This is a genomic window from Methanobacterium bryantii (genome assembly GCF_002287175.1).
In the GTDB taxonomy this organism is placed as follows: Archaea; Methanobacteriota; Methanobacteria; order Methanobacteriales; family Methanobacteriaceae; genus Methanobacterium_D; species Methanobacterium_D bryantii.
Window position 1 is genome coordinate 21,687 of sequence record NZ_LMVM01000041.1, and the last position, 14,781, is coordinate 36,467.

General features: G+C 39.4%; 16 protein-coding genes. 14 read left to right on the top strand and 2 right to left on the bottom strand.

Annotated features, from left to right (window positions below):
- Positions 1-19: 19 nt before the first annotated feature.
- Together ASJ80_RS16075 and mmp10 are read right to left on the bottom strand one after the other, a co-directional pair.
- On the bottom strand, positions 20-1,351 hold the full coding sequence (locus ASJ80_RS16075) for a methyl-coenzyme M reductase glutamine C-methyltransferase (RefSeq protein ID WP_069583228.1): 1,332 nt from the start codon (positions 1,349-1,351) through the stop codon (positions 20-22).
- 98 nt (positions 1,352-1,449) lie between these two features.
- Positions 1,450-2,697, bottom strand: coding sequence for a methyl coenzyme M reductase-arginine methyltransferase Mmp10 (gene mmp10 / locus ASJ80_RS16080; RefSeq protein WP_069583230.1), 1,248 nt, complete (start codon positions 2,695-2,697; stop codon positions 1,450-1,452).
- A 296-nt stretch (positions 2,698-2,993) separates the two neighbouring features.
- Here mmp10 and mcrB point away from each other — a divergent pair, with 296 nt between their 5' ends.
- The 14 genes from mcrB (at position 2,994) to ASJ80_RS16150 (ending at position 14,472) form a co-directional block, all read left to right on the top strand.
- Positions 2,994-4,322, top strand: coding sequence for a coenzyme-B sulfoethylthiotransferase subunit beta (gene mcrB, locus ASJ80_RS16085; RefSeq protein ID WP_048081843.1), 1,329 nt, complete (start codon positions 2,994-2,996; stop codon positions 4,320-4,322).
- Positions 4,323-4,350: 28 nt separating this feature from the next.
- The gene (mcrD, locus tag ASJ80_RS16090; RefSeq protein ID WP_048081844.1) at positions 4,351-4,794 is read left to right on the top strand and encodes a methyl-coenzyme M reductase operon protein D; all 444 of its coding nucleotides are present in this window, start codon (positions 4,351-4,353) and stop codon (positions 4,792-4,794) included.
- Positions 4,791-5,387 (top strand): methyl-coenzyme M reductase I operon protein C, encoded by a 597-nt coding sequence (mcrC, locus tag ASJ80_RS16095; protein ID WP_069583232.1) that lies wholly within the window; start codon positions 4,791-4,793, stop codon positions 5,385-5,387. The genes mcrD and mcrC overlap by 4 nt, the downstream gene beginning before the upstream one ends.
- 2 nt (positions 5,388-5,389) lie before the next feature.
- Positions 5,390-6,139 carry a coenzyme-B sulfoethylthiotransferase subunit gamma gene (mcrG, locus tag ASJ80_RS16100; protein ID WP_069583246.1) on the top strand — a complete coding sequence of 250 codons (750 nt, stop codon included), beginning with the start codon at positions 5,390-5,392 and terminating at the stop codon, positions 6,137-6,139.
- Positions 6,140-6,156: 17 nt separating this feature from the next.
- Positions 6,157-7,809: a coenzyme-B sulfoethylthiotransferase subunit alpha gene (gene mcrA / locus ASJ80_RS16105; RefSeq protein WP_069583233.1), complete on the top strand. Its 1,653-nt coding sequence runs from the start codon at positions 6,157-6,159 to the stop codon at positions 7,807-7,809.
- A gap of 59 nt (positions 7,810-7,868) precedes the next feature.
- On the top strand, positions 7,869-8,756 hold the full coding sequence (gene mtrE, locus ASJ80_RS16110; RefSeq protein WP_048081847.1) for a tetrahydromethanopterin S-methyltransferase subunit E: 888 nt from the start codon (positions 7,869-7,871) through the stop codon (positions 8,754-8,756).
- An 11-nt stretch (positions 8,757-8,767) separates the two neighbouring features.
- On the top strand, positions 8,768-9,496 hold the full coding sequence (mtrD, locus tag ASJ80_RS16115; protein WP_069583234.1) for a tetrahydromethanopterin S-methyltransferase subunit D: 729 nt from the start codon (positions 8,768-8,770) through the stop codon (positions 9,494-9,496).
- Positions 9,496-10,314, top strand: coding sequence for a tetrahydromethanopterin S-methyltransferase subunit MtrC (gene mtrC, locus ASJ80_RS16120; RefSeq protein ID WP_069583235.1), 819 nt, complete (start codon positions 9,496-9,498; stop codon positions 10,312-10,314). Before mtrD ends, mtrC begins: the two co-directional genes overlap by 1 nt.
- Positions 10,315-10,326: 12 nt before the next feature.
- A complete protein-coding gene (gene mtrB, locus ASJ80_RS16125) occupies positions 10,327-10,632 on the top strand; it encodes a tetrahydromethanopterin S-methyltransferase subunit MtrB (RefSeq protein ID WP_069583236.1) in 306 nt (101 codons plus the stop codon).
- 12 nt (positions 10,633-10,644) lie between these two features.
- The gene (gene mtrA, locus ASJ80_RS16130) at positions 10,645-11,364 is read left to right on the top strand and encodes a tetrahydromethanopterin S-methyltransferase subunit A (protein ID WP_069583237.1); all 720 of its coding nucleotides are present in this window, start codon (positions 10,645-10,647) and stop codon (positions 11,362-11,364) included.
- A gap of 12 nt (positions 11,365-11,376) precedes the next feature.
- The gene (mtrF, locus tag ASJ80_RS16135; protein ID WP_069583238.1) at positions 11,377-11,571 is read left to right on the top strand and encodes a tetrahydromethanopterin S-methyltransferase subunit F; all 195 of its coding nucleotides are present in this window, start codon (positions 11,377-11,379) and stop codon (positions 11,569-11,571) included.
- Between the two features lie 6 nt (positions 11,572-11,577).
- Complete coding sequence (gene mtrG, locus ASJ80_RS16140) at positions 11,578-11,829, top strand: tetrahydromethanopterin S-methyltransferase subunit MtrG (RefSeq protein WP_069583239.1); 252 nt, start codon at positions 11,578-11,580, stop codon at positions 11,827-11,829.
- Positions 11,830-11,845: 16 nt separating this feature from the next.
- A complete protein-coding gene (gene mtrH, locus ASJ80_RS16145; protein WP_069583240.1) occupies positions 11,846-12,778 on the top strand; it encodes a tetrahydromethanopterin S-methyltransferase subunit H in 933 nt (310 codons plus the stop codon).
- Between the two features lie 212 nt (positions 12,779-12,990).
- Entirely contained in the window at positions 12,991-14,472 is a 1,482-nt protein-coding gene (locus tag ASJ80_RS16150; RefSeq protein WP_069583241.1) for a methanogenesis marker 14 protein, read from the top strand.
- The last annotated feature ends 309 nt before the right edge of the window (positions 14,473-14,781 follow it).

Genomic DNA, 14,781 nt, shown 5'->3' on the forward strand with positions numbered 1-14,781 from the left:
AATTCTTGAATATTGAAATCTAAAAATCACTCTCTTCCAGTATCATTTCTGTTACAGTCCTTATATGGTTTCCCTGTGATTTAGTTTCTTCTAACAATGTTTTAAATAAATTGTCAGTCATAGCTACTGGAATACTTCTAAATACGTATGAATCCAACATCAAATTAAGGCAGCGTTCTTCTGCAATGCTCAATTCGTAATTCTTGTATTTATCACTTTTTATAAACAGCAGATTTTCATTTAAAGGCGTTTTAATTACATCATCTGCAAGGGGTGTTCCTGGAATTGGCTCTGCGATGCTTACAAAATAATCATCAAGCATTAATTCATCGGCAAGTTCAACTGTAGCTTCAAAGTCATCTTCATTTTCACCAGGATATCCGACTATAAAAGATCCAGCTATCTTGATATTGTGTTTTCGTGCAGCTTCAATGGCGTCTTTAACATCATCAACTTTTATTCCTTTTTTCATCTTCCTCAGCATTCTGTCACTTCCAGACTCTATGCCAAAAAAGATCCATCCGTTGGTATAATTTTTAACAGCTTCCAGTATTTCATCGTTCATCATATCAATACGAATATCAGGAATTGTAAGATTTTGAGGGCCGGTTAAACTGCTTATTTCCTTTAAAAGTTCAGTAAATGCATATTCATCTGTAATTTTAAATTTTTTACTGCCGTATAAAGATCCGGTCCCACCACTTATAGCAATTCGCTTAGCTCCTTTTTTAAGAAATTCTTTGACTTCAATTATAATGTCGTCAAGTGTCCTGCTCCTGACATCTCTTCCAAAGAAGCATGGCACCTGGCAGAATCCACAGTTACCGGGACATCCTCTATGGGTTTCGATGTATACATTTGCCCCTCGTATGTTTTCAGATGAGATGTCTTCAGGTATTAGTGGTAATGGCCGTATCATAGGTGACGAGGTTGTTTTTTTAGTTTTAATTATTTTATTTCCCTTTTTAAAAGCAATGCCTTCAATTTCATTGAGTTGATCAGCTTCATGGTTATCTGCCTCAAGATTTTCAAGAATTTTGAGGGTACTGCTTTCACCTTCTCCAATAATAACTGCATCAACAGATAGATATTTGAAAACAAGTTCTGGACTGTTGCTTACGGGTCCGCCAACTATTTTAAAACTCTTAATTTTTTCAATTTCTTCTCTGTATTTGAGTAAATGTATGGTAGAATGAAGACTTATTAAAACAATGTCGGCATCTATTATTCCTTCAAAACCTTTTTGAATATCTACATTGTATCCTGCATCTTTTAAAACACCTGCAATGAGCATTGCACCATAATTATAAAATTCAGGAGTTAAAACGGTAATCTTAATGCTTTTTGACATGATATCCCTGTATTCAATTTTTACTAATTTTACATAGTAGTAATGAAGTTTAAGTAATTTAAATATTCATTTAAAAAAACAAGTAGGGAGATTTTAATTTATTTTCGAACTCCAAAGAAGTTTATTGCACCTATCAAATCTTCAAAAGCGATTAATTCTTGCTTTAGAGCATCTTGAGGGCTTAAAGTTCCGCTCATTTCTCCATCAGCAGTTAATTTATCAGGGCCTCTTGCAACCAGCCGATCTACCCCATCACTGCTTAAAACTTCTTCAGCAATTTTATCGTGTACATATGCACGGCCAGGTATTATCACAGTCTCTTTTAACTGGCTGAAATCTACCTCTTCAAGGTCTTTTTGGGTAATAAGGCATCCGATATCCTGATCTACTGCAACAACATTAACAAGATCAGACGCTTCAATATTTCCAATTATTTTTTCTATAAATGGGGCTGCAACTTTACTTGTTAATATGGTGGCTTCAGAAGTGATTTTGGATAATATATCTAAATAATCTTTATTTTTATCCTTTGAAATTGCAAAGGGAGTATCGTTATCAGGATCACAAAGTGGAGTTCCTGTAACTTTGAAATTAAATTCGTCATTGATTTTTCTAACTAATGCTTCAAATTCGTCAAGTTCATGGGGCACTACCCCGTCTAATATTGGTTCATTACCTAATATTAAACCTTGATTTCTGAAATTAGCAAATCGCATGAGTATAAATGCTTTTGCACCCCAGTCTTCTAAATTGGAACATGTTTTAAATAAATCTTCGCCGTCATTTACTCCCGGAACTATAACAGAAGCGGCATGTACCTCTGAGCTTTCACAGAATATTTGAAGGGCATTAATGGATTCTTCGGCAGTTTTATCGTTTACCCATTCTCTTCTTATATTTGGATCTGTGGAGAAAACAGTAAATGTTACTTCATTAACTTCCTTTGAAACAAGATCTTCTGCCATTTTAGCATCAGTAATACCTTTACCACTGGTATATCCAAGATGTATTGGGAGTCCAAAATCCGAGAATGCAGAAACGATGTCAAAGAGATAAGGATAACAGCTTACATCTCCTCCCCCGCTTATATTTACTTTTAAATTAGCATCACGATAGTCTCCTAACATAAGGGAGTTTTGTACAGAGCTTATAACAAAAAAAGGTGATTGAAATTCGTTCCCTATCTCTCTAATACCAGTTGTACAGCTGTCACACCCAACTTTACCTAGAGAACAATTTTTGCATCCTAGAGCTTCTGTGCCTTTTACTTTTCTAAAGTAACAGTATTTACAAAAACCGTTACAGTCTTTTCCGGGTATTCCACCTACGTCAGCTACGATTTGCATAGTATCTACTTTGTTTTAACACATAAAATAAATAATTTCTGAAAAAAATTGAACTAATTGCATCAAAAAGTGGTAAAATATACTAGATAAACATAAGACGATTATACTTTATAAGTCTTTCTACTTTAATCAGAAAGAAAGTTTAATAATATATAAGACTACAAATTCAGTCTCGTATATCAATATGTACTAAAAATGATTCTATTATAAATGAGTGCTGGCAAGGCTCATTTATATCGGAGGATTGGTACTTTAAATAAGAATTGATATGCGAAAATTTTCTCAGGAGGGAAAAAATGGCAAGATTTGAAGATAAGATCGACTTGTACGACGACAGAGGCAATCTTGTTGAAGAACAAGTTCCACTAGAAGCCCTAAGTCCTTTGAGAAACCCAGCGATCAGAAGTATCGTGCAGGGTATTAAGAGGACCATAGCAGTTAACCTAGAAGGTATAGAGAACGCTCTAAGATCCGGAAAGGTTGCCGGAGGAAAAATTTTAGGAAGAGAATTAGATCTCGACATAGTCGGAAATGCTGAAGCCATAGCACAAGAAGCAAAAGAAATGATTCTTGTGGAAGAAGGCGACGACACAAAAGTCGAACTTTTAGCAGGCGGAAAGAGAGCATTAGTACAAATACCATCACTAAGGCTTGAAGCAGCAGCTGAATACTCAGCAACATCATTAGTAACTGCGTCAGCGTTTATTCAGGCTATAGTTAACCAGTTCGACGTTGGAATGTATGATGCAAACGTGGTAAAAGCAGCAGTATTAGGTAGATATCCACAAACCGTAGAATACGCAGGTGGAAACATGGCTACCATGCTGGATGTACCTCAGAAATTAGAAGGTCCAGGTTACGCATTAAGAAACATTCCGGTTAACCACGTCGTTGCAACAACTCTCAAAAACACAATGCAAGCAGCAGCTTTGTCGACAATCCTCGAACAAACAGCTATGTTTGAAATGGGAGATGCAACAGGAAGATTCGAAAGAATGCACCTTCTTGGTTTAGCTTACCAAGGAATGAATGCTGATAACATTGTATATGATCTTGTAAAAGACAACGGTAAAGAAGGAACAGTAGGATCTGTTATACTGGACCTAGTTAACAGAGCATCTGAAGATGGTGTAATAGGCGTCGAAAAAGAAATGGGCGGCGACTTCAAATTATACGGAACAGATGACTTGGCCAAATGGAATGCATACAACGCAGCAGGACAAATGGCAGCTACTATGGTCAACCAGGGTGCTGCAAGAGCAGCTCAGGGTGTATCCTCAACATTGTTATACTACAACGATATTATTGAATTCGCAACAGGATTACCTGGTGTGGACTTCGGTAGAGCTGAAGGTGTAGCAGTAGGATTTTCATTCTTCAGTCACTCCATCTATGGTGGAGGTGGACCTGGTATCTTTAACGGTAACCACATCGTTACAAGACACAGTAAAGGATTCGCTATACCTTGCGTAGCGGCTGCAATGGCTCTTGATGCAGGTACACAGATGTTCTCCCCAGAAGCAACCTCAGGACTAATCAAAGACGTATACAGTCAAGTTGATGAATTCCGAGAACCACTCAAATATGTAGTGGAAGCAGCTGCCGACATAAAAGGCGATATTTAAGTAATCCGAACTTGGGGGCATTAAGTCAATGGATATCGAGATATTTCCACACAGATTGTTGAACGTAGATACCGCTGAAAGATTATTAAATGATCTTGATAGCATCGAAGGTATCAAAAGAATGATTATACACGGACCGAGACTTCCTCCAGTGAGAGAAGGACACCCAGACCGCAGAATTATAGTTGTAAGCGGAGAAGAAGTAGAAGTACAAGTGAAACCCGGTAGAATACTACTGGAAATCGAATCAGAAGACGTCATTGAAGATGTAAAAGAAGTTTGTGAAGATCATTTACCATTTGGATATAACATCCATATTGGACACTTCATAAGAAAACAGAAAACAGTTTCAGATCAGCTCAAATATGGCGAGGAATTAGATAATATTCCTGATGAAATGGTTGGATTAACTGACCAGAACGCACAACTCAGTGAAAGAGCACAAATACTAAAGAGGAAAGACGAAAAATGATTGGTAAGGGCACACACATCGTAGACTGCAGAGTAGCGATGGGTATGGGTGAAGGAGGAGGAATTGCCCAAAGGGGAACATTTGCCCAGAGTGGCAGTGATGTTTTAACAATAGCAATGTCTCCGGGAAGGAGACACATAACAAAACCAGTCTGTGAGATAACATTCGCGTTACGGGAAGCTAATATAATGACAAGTACTCTCGTGTTGAATGCCGGTGCCGGTGTTCCGCATGATGCTCCAGCAGCTGGAGGGGGCAGTCTCTTTGGACTTACTCCAACAGAAATAGAGCAAATAAACATGCATAAACTTATACTGGTACACCTCGGAGGTGTTAAACACCACATTGTGTACAAAGCCCGGTTAATACTTCGACATGTAGAGAAACCTTGCGTAATCATTTGTGAATATCCAGTTGACTTTGAAGATTTTGCAAAGATTGGTGTCAAAACTAAAGCTGTAATGCCCGAGGAGCCTAAAACAAAAGGTGAAATTGTGGATATAATAAGCGGCGTAATTAGAGGAGAAACCAGTCCCCAAGAAAAGTTGGATGAAATTATTAGAAAAGTTAGGTTAGCACTAGGAGGTGCATGATAATGGCAAAATATTATCCTGGAACAAGTAAGGTTGCCCAAAACAGAAGTAATTTCCAAGATCCAGAATATGAACTTGAAAAACTGAGGGAAGTCTCTGACGAAGATGTTGTAAGCATACTCGGACACAGAGCTCCTGGTGAGGAATATCCAAGCGCTCACCCACCACTTGAAGAAATGGATGAACCAGAAGACCCGATCAGGGAACTCGTTGAACCTGTCGACGGTGCTAAAGCCGGTGACAGAGTAAGATACATACAGTTTACTGACTCCATGTATTTTGCTCCAGCTCAACCATATCTCCGATCAAGAGCATATTTATGCAGATATAGAGGAGCAGATGCAGGTACTCTCTCAGGAAGACAAATTATCGAAGCCAGAGAAAGAGACCTTGAAAAAATCTCAAAAGAACTCCTTGAAACTGAATTCTTTGACCCTGCAAGATCAGGTATAAGAGGAAAATCTGTTCACGGTCACTCCTTAAGGCTTGATGAAGACGGTATGATGTTTGACATGCTCAGAAGACAGATCCTGAACAAAGAAACTGGACAAGTAGAAGCCGTCAAAAACCAAATTGGTGACGAACTCGACGAACCAGTAGCTTTAGGAGCTCCATTAGACGAAGAAACCCTTAAAGATAAAACCACCATTTACAGAAAAGATGGTGAAGCATACAGAGACGACAAAGACGCAGTTGAAGTATGTCAAAGAATACACGTACTAAGATCCCAAGGTGGGTTCTATCCTGAATAATCAGGAGGGTGATTAATATGGCTGATAAAAAATTTATGGAAGCTTTAAAAAAGAAATTTGAAGAAGCCCCAGAAGAATCTAAAACTCATTTCTACGACCTTGGTGGTTGGAAACAATCTGAAAGGAAAACCGAGTTTGTAAAAGCTGGTAAAGAAATAGCCGAAAAACGTGGAATTCCGATGTACAACCCAGACGTTGGTACACCACTCGGTCAAAGGGTACTTATGCCTTACCAGGTTTCAACTACCGACACATACGTGGAAGGTGATGACTTACACTTTGTAAACAACGCTGCAATGCAACAGTTCTGGGATGACATAAGAAGAACTGTTATTGTTGGTTTGAACACAGCACACAACGTTATTGAAAAAAGATTAGGTAAAGAAGTTACTCCTGAGACAATTACTACTTACCTAGAAACTGTAAACCACGCTATGCCTGGTGCAGCAGTTGTTCAAGAACACATGGTGGAAACAAACCCATCATTAGTATACGACAGTTACGTGAAAATCTTCACTGGTAACGACGAAATAGCAGACGAAATTGACCCTGCATTTGTTATAAACATCAACAAAATGTTCCCTGAAGAACAAGCTGAAGTTTTAAAAGCTGAAGTAGGGGACGCAATGTGGCAGGTTGTAAGAATACCAACTATAGTCTCAAGGACTTGTGATGGTGGTACAACTTCAAGATGGTCTGCTATGCAAATTGGTATGTCTATGATTTCTGCATACAAACAAGCAGCAGGGGAAGCCGCAACTGGTGACTTCGCATACGCTGCAAAACACGCAGAAGTTGTACACATGGGTTCATACCTCCCTGTAAGAAGAGCAAGAGGGGAAAATGAACCTGGTGGAATTGCATTCGGTTTCTTAGCTGACATATGTCAGTCTTCAAGAGTAAACATGGATGACCCAGTACGGGTAACCCTTGATGTTGTTGCATCTGGTGCAATGCTTTACGACCAAATCTGGCTTGGTTCATACATGTCAGGTGGTGTAGGATTCACTCAGTACGCTACAGCAGCATACACAGATAATATTCTTGACGACTTCACATATTTCGGTAAAGAATATGTAGAAGACAAATATGGAATGACAGAAGCACCAAACACTATGGAAACAGTTCTAGATGTAGCTTCAGAAGTTACATTCTATGGATTAGAACAGTATGAAGAATATCCAGCACTTCTTGAAGATCAGTTCGGTGGATCACAAAGAGCAGCAGTTACTGCTGCAGCTGCAGGTTGTTCAACTGCATTTGCAACTGGAAATGCACAAACTGGTTTAAGTGGATGGTATTTATCCATGTACTTACACAAAGAACAGCACTCCAGACTTGGATTCTACGGATACGACCTTCAGGATCAGTGTGGTGCTGCAAATACATTTGCTATCCGTGGAGACGAAGGATTACCTCTTGAAGCAAGAGGAGCAAACTATCCTAACTACGCTATGAACGTAGGTCACCAGGGAGAATACGCAGGTATCGCTCAGGCAGCACACGCTGCAAGGAAAGATGCATTTGTATTCAACCCACTGGTAAAAATTGCATTTGCAGACGATAACTTAGCATTTGACTTCTCTAACGTACGTGCTGGGTTTGCAAAAGGTGCATTACGGGAATTCGAACCAGCAGGAGAAAGAGCTCTTATCTCTCCAGCTAAATAAATAGGTGTAACGCAAACACCTATTTTTTTTATTTCATTGAAAACGAGGAGGAAAAAAACATGGTAGACCCTATGATAACAGGATTAGGTGTTGTTGCCCTTATGGGAGCTGCTGCTACTATTGCAGGAGCTGCTGAGGACCTTGAATCAGATATTGGTTCCATGAGTAACCCAAACTCTCAGGTTCAACTGGCCCCACAGATGGGTAATGTTCACAGATTGTTTAACAAGGCTGTATCAGGCGAACCAGTACTTTGGGGTACAATGGTCGGTATCGCAGGTTCATTAGCATATGTTCTCATGGCAACAATACACCTACCAGTCATAATGGCGATAGCTGCAGGTGCAGCAACAACTGCTTTGGTTCATGCAGTATATTCTACAACATCGTACTTAGGAAGGATTGTTGGTCAATCCCAATTCAATCAGCCTGTGTACCTTGATGTAATAACATCACACTTAGGACCAATAGCAGGACATGGATTTATTGTAACATTTTTAATAGTAGGATTATCATACTTAATGACCTTACCAATTCAAGGATTAGGACACCCATTCCCATTACCACTACTTGCAGTGCTCTGGGGAATAACAATAGGTGCTATAGGTTCATCCACTGGGGATGTTCACTACGGTGCTGAAAGGGAGTATCAACAGTACCCATTTGGTGGGGGTATTCCAGTTGCTATTCACGGTGACGTAACCAGAAAATCAGAATTAGGTCCTAGAAATAGTATGGATGTAGTTTACTTCTGTTCTAAATATGGTGGACCTGTAACCGGATTTGCTTTCGGTCTCATAGTATTCTTAAGCTTCTGGATTACCATAGTCTTTGGAGTACTAGGTGGGGTAATTGCAGGTATTGTAATAATCTTACTCTTGATAATCATCAACAACAGGGTAGAAGTATTTGCCAGAAGCAAGTACGGACCATACGAGAGAGATTAAGGAGGAATTATATGGATCCATTATTTTTAATCGGCGCTGTAACCGCTGGTGGGCTCCTGATTGGTGGAGGTGTACACTTCATACCTGTAGGTGGTGCTCCAGCAGCTATGGCAACAGCAACAGGTGTAGGAACCGGTACTGCTATGCTTGCAGCCGGTGGTGGTATGACAGGACTCATAACTGCAGCGGCCATGACAGGTCAGTCACTTCCACTTATCCTGGCAGCAGGTGCTATCGGTTCAGGTTTAATGCTCGGTATAACCATGCTTGCAGGTAACTTCATATACGTATGGGGTGTAGGATGTGTACCATCATCAGCAAAAGTAGATGTAGACCCAATAACCAAAATGGAACAAAGTAAATATGTAACACCAGGTACCGAAGGTCACGGAATACCTACCGTTTGTTTTGTAAGCGGAATTATAGGTGGACTTTTAGGTGGAATTGGTGGAGGATTAATTTATTACGCTCTTTACAATGCACTTACTGCAACTACAGCTTATGCAGTACCTGCAGGATCAACATTCTCTTTAGCTGCCGCAACACTTGCAGGAATATTCGCTTTAGGAACATTCTTCATAAATGCGGTTGTAGCTTCCTATAACATAGGAGGTACTATAGAAGGATTCCACGATCCTAAGTTCAAAAGACTCCCTAGAGGAGCATTAGCTTGTATAATTGTATCACTCGTGGTAGGAATTGTAGGAGCATTATTAGTTCAAGGCGGAGGTGTATTATAATGTCAGCAGCAGGCGGAGGACCCGCAGGTGCAGATGTATCAGCTTCAAAAACTATAGCTCTTGGAGTTATAGGCGGCCTTGTAGGTATATACTTAGCACCATTCCTTGGTCCAGTATTTGGAGCACTTACAGCATCACTCGGTGCAGTCGCAGCCATAATATGGGGTGCTGACGCTATAAGAAGAGTTGCAAGTTACGGTTTAGGTACTGGTGTACCTTCAATCGGATACATGTCACTTGCTATAGGTATCATAGGATCATTAGCTGGAATAGCAGGCGTAGCCCTATTCGGATCAAGCTTAGCTCTTGCAGGCCCTGTTTTAGGATTTGTTATAGCTATGATAGTAGGTGCAATAGTTGCTTTAGTAGCTAGAAAAATAGTTAAAATGAAAATACCAGTTTTAGTACCATGTACAACTGAAATTGCAGGTGCATCTGCTTTATCTGTAATTGGATTTTCAGTAGCTATAGCCGGAAGTTTATCAATGGCAGTAATACAGACTTCAGTTATTTCAACTGGATTTATAGCACTGCTCTTTATCTTAAACACAATGGCTGTCCAGCATCCATTCAACGCATGTTTAGGACCAAACGAAAAACAGACAAGGACCCTTAAACTCGCTGCATCAACTGGTTTTATTTCCATGGCAGTAGTAGGATTAATAGCATTACTAGCATCAGGTAACTCATGGGTTGCTATAGTTCCTATAATCGGTACTTTAGCATGGTTGGTATCTGTCAAAGCATTTATAGACGCATCAACCGAAGACGCAGCATCAGTTGCATGGTCCGGTATGCCTAAAGAAGAGGAGCTCTAAGGAGGAATAAAGATGGCAGAAATTTTACCTTTAGTAAAAGTTGTTCCTGAAATGAACCTGACCCTTGACCCTTCTACAGGTAAATTAGGGGCCGCAGTGGGCGGTGCAGTAATAGTTTCCTTAGACACAGTAAACGAACAATTAGATGAGTTAGAAATTGCAGTAGAAGATTTATATACATCCCTAGATCCAACAACTGTTTCCCCAGGATCATATCCTGGAAGGGAAGGAGCTTATCTGAGTGCAGGTAAACTAACCAACGTGGTCTACGGATTTATAATAGGGCTAATACTGCTTGTCGCTCTATTTGGAATTTAGGAGGTGTTTTAGTTGGCTGATAAGAAATCACCCGCAGAAGGATGGCCTGTGGTTAACGGGGATTACATAGTCGGTGACCCTGAAAGCCCTGTAGCAGCAACAACACTCGGATCACACAATGAAGACGTAGTTGCAGCGGCTGGAACTGCTCTTGCAGGACCATGTAAAACCGAGAACCTAGGAGTCGAAAAGATGGTTGCAAACCTGATATCGAACCCTAACATAAGATTCCTTATATTATGTGGATCTGAAGTGCAAGGGCACATTACAGGTCAAAGTATAGAAGCACTACACGCTAACGGTGTAGATGAAAAAAGAAAAATTGCCGGTGCAACCGGTGCTATACCATTCATCGAAAACATTCCAGATGAAGGTATAGAAAGGTTCCAGCAACAAATGGAAATCATAAGCATGATTGATATCGAAGATGCTGGACAAATTCAAGCTAAAGTTAAAGAGTGTATTGAAAAAGACCCAGGTGCATTCGAAGAAGAAGCAATGGTCATTAAAGTGGAAGAAGGTGGCGCAGAAGAAGAAGAAGGCGAAGAAATAAGGCCTGTAGCTCCTGAAACAGCGTTAATCGAAGCTAGAATGCGTAACATTCAAACCCAGGTTAAAAGCGTGGGCGGATTACAGAGAATGTTTGCAGGTATGTACTCTGGAAAAGTTCAGGGAATCATGCTTGGTTTAGCCTTTACACTGGTCATTGGAACCATACTACTCTTGAAATAATGGGGGTTTTAGATGTTAATATCAAATAAACCTAATGTTAGAGGCATAAGAAAAGTAGCAGAAGATGTAAAATACCGAGCAGGATTAATCGGTAGAGATCAGAGGTTATTTGCCGGACTTATGGCCACCAGAATACAGGGTATGGTTATGGGTTTTATACTGGCAATACTCTTAGTAGGACTCCCAATTTTATGGGTAATAAGATAGAGGGGCATGATAAATATGGCAGAAGATAATATACCAACAGTTATTGTCCCATCCGATGATTTCAATAAGGCTAATGAGAGATTAGACGACATGGAAGAAAAAGTAGAATTCACATGGGGTGAAATCTCTCAGAGAATGGGTCAACAAATTGGTAGGGATATCGGTATCCTATACGGAATAATAATAGGACTCATAATCCTGTTTATAACATTCAAAGTAGTAGCAATAGGCGCAATACTACAATCTTTAGGCGTGTAAATTAGGAGGTTTACATATGTTTAGATTTGATAAAGAACAAATTGTAATAGATGTTGCCGGAGTTAAAGTTGGAGGCCAGCCTGGTGAATATCCGACTGTTTTGGCAGGTACCATATTTTATGGTGGACACAAGATTATAAGCGATGAAAAAGCAGGTGTCTTTGATAAAGACGCAGCTGAAGAACGTATAAAAACTATGGAAGAAATGTCTGATGTTACTGGAAACCCATGTATTGTACAGACTTTTGGTGCAACACCAGAAGCAATAGTCAAATACCTGGAATTTGTAGGTGACATTTGTGACAAACCATTCATGATAGACTCAACTTCAGGTGAAGCTAGAGCTGCAGGTGCAAAATACGCTCAAGAAGCAGGATTAGCTGACAGGGCTATATACAACTCACTGAACATGGCTACAGAAGCATTTGAAGTAGAAGCACTTAAAGAAACAGACATCACATCATCCATCGTTCTCGGTTTCAACCCAATGGAAGCTGGTGTTGAAGGTAAAATCAACATCTGGGAAAACGGTGGATCAGCACTAGACAAAGGATTATTAGAAACAGCTGAAGAATGTGGAATCGATAAACCATTCATGGACGTAGCTATTACTCCTTTAGGTCAAGGTGCAGGTCCTGCATGCAGAACTTCATTTGCTGTTAAAAGTAAATGGGGATACCCTGTAGGTAGTGGTATTCACAACGTTCCATCAGCATGGGACTGGTTAAGAGGATACAAAAAAGAACACAAAGAAGCATGGCCTGTTTGTGACGTAGGTTCTAACATCGTCCAGCAAATGGCCGGTGGTGACTTCGTATTATTCGGTCCTATTGAAAACGCTAGAATGGCGTTCCCTGCATGTGCTATGGCTGATATATTCATAGCAGAAGCAGCTAAAGACATAGGAACTGAAGCAGTCGAAGGACACCCAATGTTCAAACTGTTATAAGTTCTAAAAATTAAGAGGCGGTTCAAATCGCTCTCTTTCTCTATTTTTTAAGGTTTTTCTTATTTTAAAGTTAATTTCGTTGATTTTCTAAAAATACGTATTTTTACATTATTTAAAAATAAATTATTTTTCAAATTTAAAGAAAAATTTCACAAGATTTATATTATTTTCCATTAAATCTATTTACAGTTTTAATTTTAGGGGGTATTTCATTGTCATTATTGGGGAAAATATTCAGCAGAGGTCCAAAACCAGTTATAGCAAAAAGCAGGTATGTGTCAATTGAAGATGTGAAGGCAACAGCATTTACCAAAAAAAGAGCAGGTGCAGGGCTTTCAACCAAGCCTGAGACTTATTATATTGTTGCTTCTGTAGAACTCGGAAACACAACCACAAAATGTATCCTTACAGCTACAAATCTTGAAACAAGTAGAACTTATCTTCTTGACAAGACAGTTAAAATGACCAGGGATATACGGCCGCCAAAGCCTGGGGAAAATGTCTTTGGTGAAACTGTATGGGAAGTAGAACTTACAAAAGAGTCAGTTTCTGAAATGGTAAGAGACACTATTCTTGAGTCAATAAAACGTTCTAAAATTAACATAGATAAAGATCTGGATTTTGTTGTGCGTTCAACAGGAGTTACTGCCGGATTTGCTTCTCCTAAAGAAGTTGGAGATCTTATAATTGCCCTTGCAGATGGATGTCTTGATGCAGGAATCCCTCCAAGTAAGATGGCACCTGCAATGACTAAGGAAAGCTTCCCTGAAAGGTTAAGGGATTACACATTGATTGAAAAGGTTATGTTTGACGGTGCTGTTGTAAGTGTGCTTCCACCTACTGGAAAGGCTGTTGTTGCAAATGAAATGGAAGGGGAACTCGTTACTGCAGGTATTAAAGTTGGTGCTAAATGGACTAATATTGATTTCCGTAACCCATGTGTTTCAATGGATTTTGGAACAACTCTTGCAGGAAGGATAACAAATGGGCAGGAACCTTATGCACGCACGATCGGAAATTTTTGTGGGCTTGCAGGGGCAGTATCTGATGCAATAATACGTGGAACTGAAAAGGTAGATAAAAGGGGTGGAGCAGCTTTAGATCTTTATTCTAGAGACATATTAAAAAAAGCTGACTGGAAAGCAGCTGAAGAGTATGCAGCACGTGTACATGATCATATAGATATAAGAAAAGTTCCGGAAAACAGGGATAGATTTGGAACCGTGCCTGTGGATCCAAAGGCAGCGTATGATGCGGGAACAACCCTTATAGGGTGTGATGTAGGTAAAAATGGGGATAAAATCCCTAAATTAACTGATATGGGTCATGAGATTTACTCTGATAGTGGAATACACACACTTTTTGCAACACTTGACTATGTAAGTGCAAATATTGTAAAAAGATTAGCTGATGAAGCTTTTGAAGAAGGAGTTGTTGAACCCGGTTCCATGCTTGGGGTAACAGGCCGAGCAGGAATAACTGGAAGAAAACCTGAATTTGTCCTTGATTATTCTAAAGATAAATTCAACGGCACTATTTTTGTATCTGACGCACTTGCAATGGGTGCTGCTGTAATGGCAAGGTGCATGAATTCCATGGGAACACCACATATTCCTATCGGCGGAAAACAGGGCGGTGCATGTATACTGGGTCAGCGAAGAAAACTGCAGAAACAGAAGGGTATGATAGATTAATTAAAACCATTCTTTTTATTATCTTTTTTGATTTTCTTTTTATTTACACGAAGTATTCTTCAATATTTATAACTGCACAGCGATCACTATTTTTACATCATTTATTTTGATCTCTCCAAATTTAATAATTTTTTATAAAATTATAGTAATATTTTTTAGCTAGAAATTTCAAAAATTAAATCCAATACTGTAATGCATTTAATTAAACGCTCATGTCCATGATCCTGTGCACAGTTTATACCTCATGTTAAATTATCATATTGCTTAATTGAAGTCATTTAAAAAAAAATTCCCATTTATTTAATCAAT

Excerpts from the sequence above, each read along its gene's own strand:
- ASJ80_RS16075 (WP_069583228.1), bottom strand. The coding sequence starts at position 1,351 with ATGTCAAAAAGCATTAAGATTACCGTTTTAACTCCTGAATTTTATAAT.
- mtrE (WP_048081847.1), top strand. The coding sequence starts at position 7,869 with ATGGTAGACCCTATGATAACAGGATTAGGTGTTGTTGCCCTTATGGGA.
- mcrA (WP_069583233.1), top strand. The coding sequence starts at position 6,157 with ATGGCTGATAAAAAATTTATGGAAGCTTTAAAAAAGAAATTTGAAGAA.
- mcrD (WP_048081844.1), top strand. The coding sequence starts at position 4,351 with ATGGATATCGAGATATTTCCACACAGATTGTTGAACGTAGATACCGCT.
- mtrC (WP_069583235.1), top strand. The coding sequence starts at position 9,496 with ATGTCAGCAGCAGGCGGAGGACCCGCAGGTGCAGATGTATCAGCTTCA.
- mcrG (WP_069583246.1), top strand. The coding sequence starts at position 5,390 with ATGGCAAAATATTATCCTGGAACAAGTAAGGTTGCCCAAAACAGAAGT.
- mtrD (WP_069583234.1), top strand. The coding sequence starts at position 8,768 with ATGGATCCATTATTTTTAATCGGCGCTGTAACCGCTGGTGGGCTCCTG.
- mtrF (WP_069583238.1), top strand. The coding sequence starts at position 11,377 with ATGTTAATATCAAATAAACCTAATGTTAGAGGCATAAGAAAAGTAGCA.
- mtrG (WP_069583239.1), top strand. The coding sequence starts at position 11,578 with ATGATAAATATGGCAGAAGATAATATACCAACAGTTATTGTCCCATCC.
- mcrB (WP_048081843.1), top strand. The coding sequence starts at position 2,994 with ATGGCAAGATTTGAAGATAAGATCGACTTGTACGACGACAGAGGCAAT.
- mtrB (WP_069583236.1), top strand. The coding sequence starts at position 10,327 with ATGGCAGAAATTTTACCTTTAGTAAAAGTTGTTCCTGAAATGAACCTG.
- mtrH (WP_069583240.1), top strand. The coding sequence starts at position 11,846 with ATGTTTAGATTTGATAAAGAACAAATTGTAATAGATGTTGCCGGAGTT.
- mcrC (WP_069583232.1), top strand. The coding sequence starts at position 4,791 with ATGATTGGTAAGGGCACACACATCGTAGACTGCAGAGTAGCGATGGGT.
- mmp10 (WP_069583230.1), bottom strand. The coding sequence starts at position 2,697 with ATGCAAATCGTAGCTGACGTAGGTGGAATACCCGGAAAAGACTGTAAC.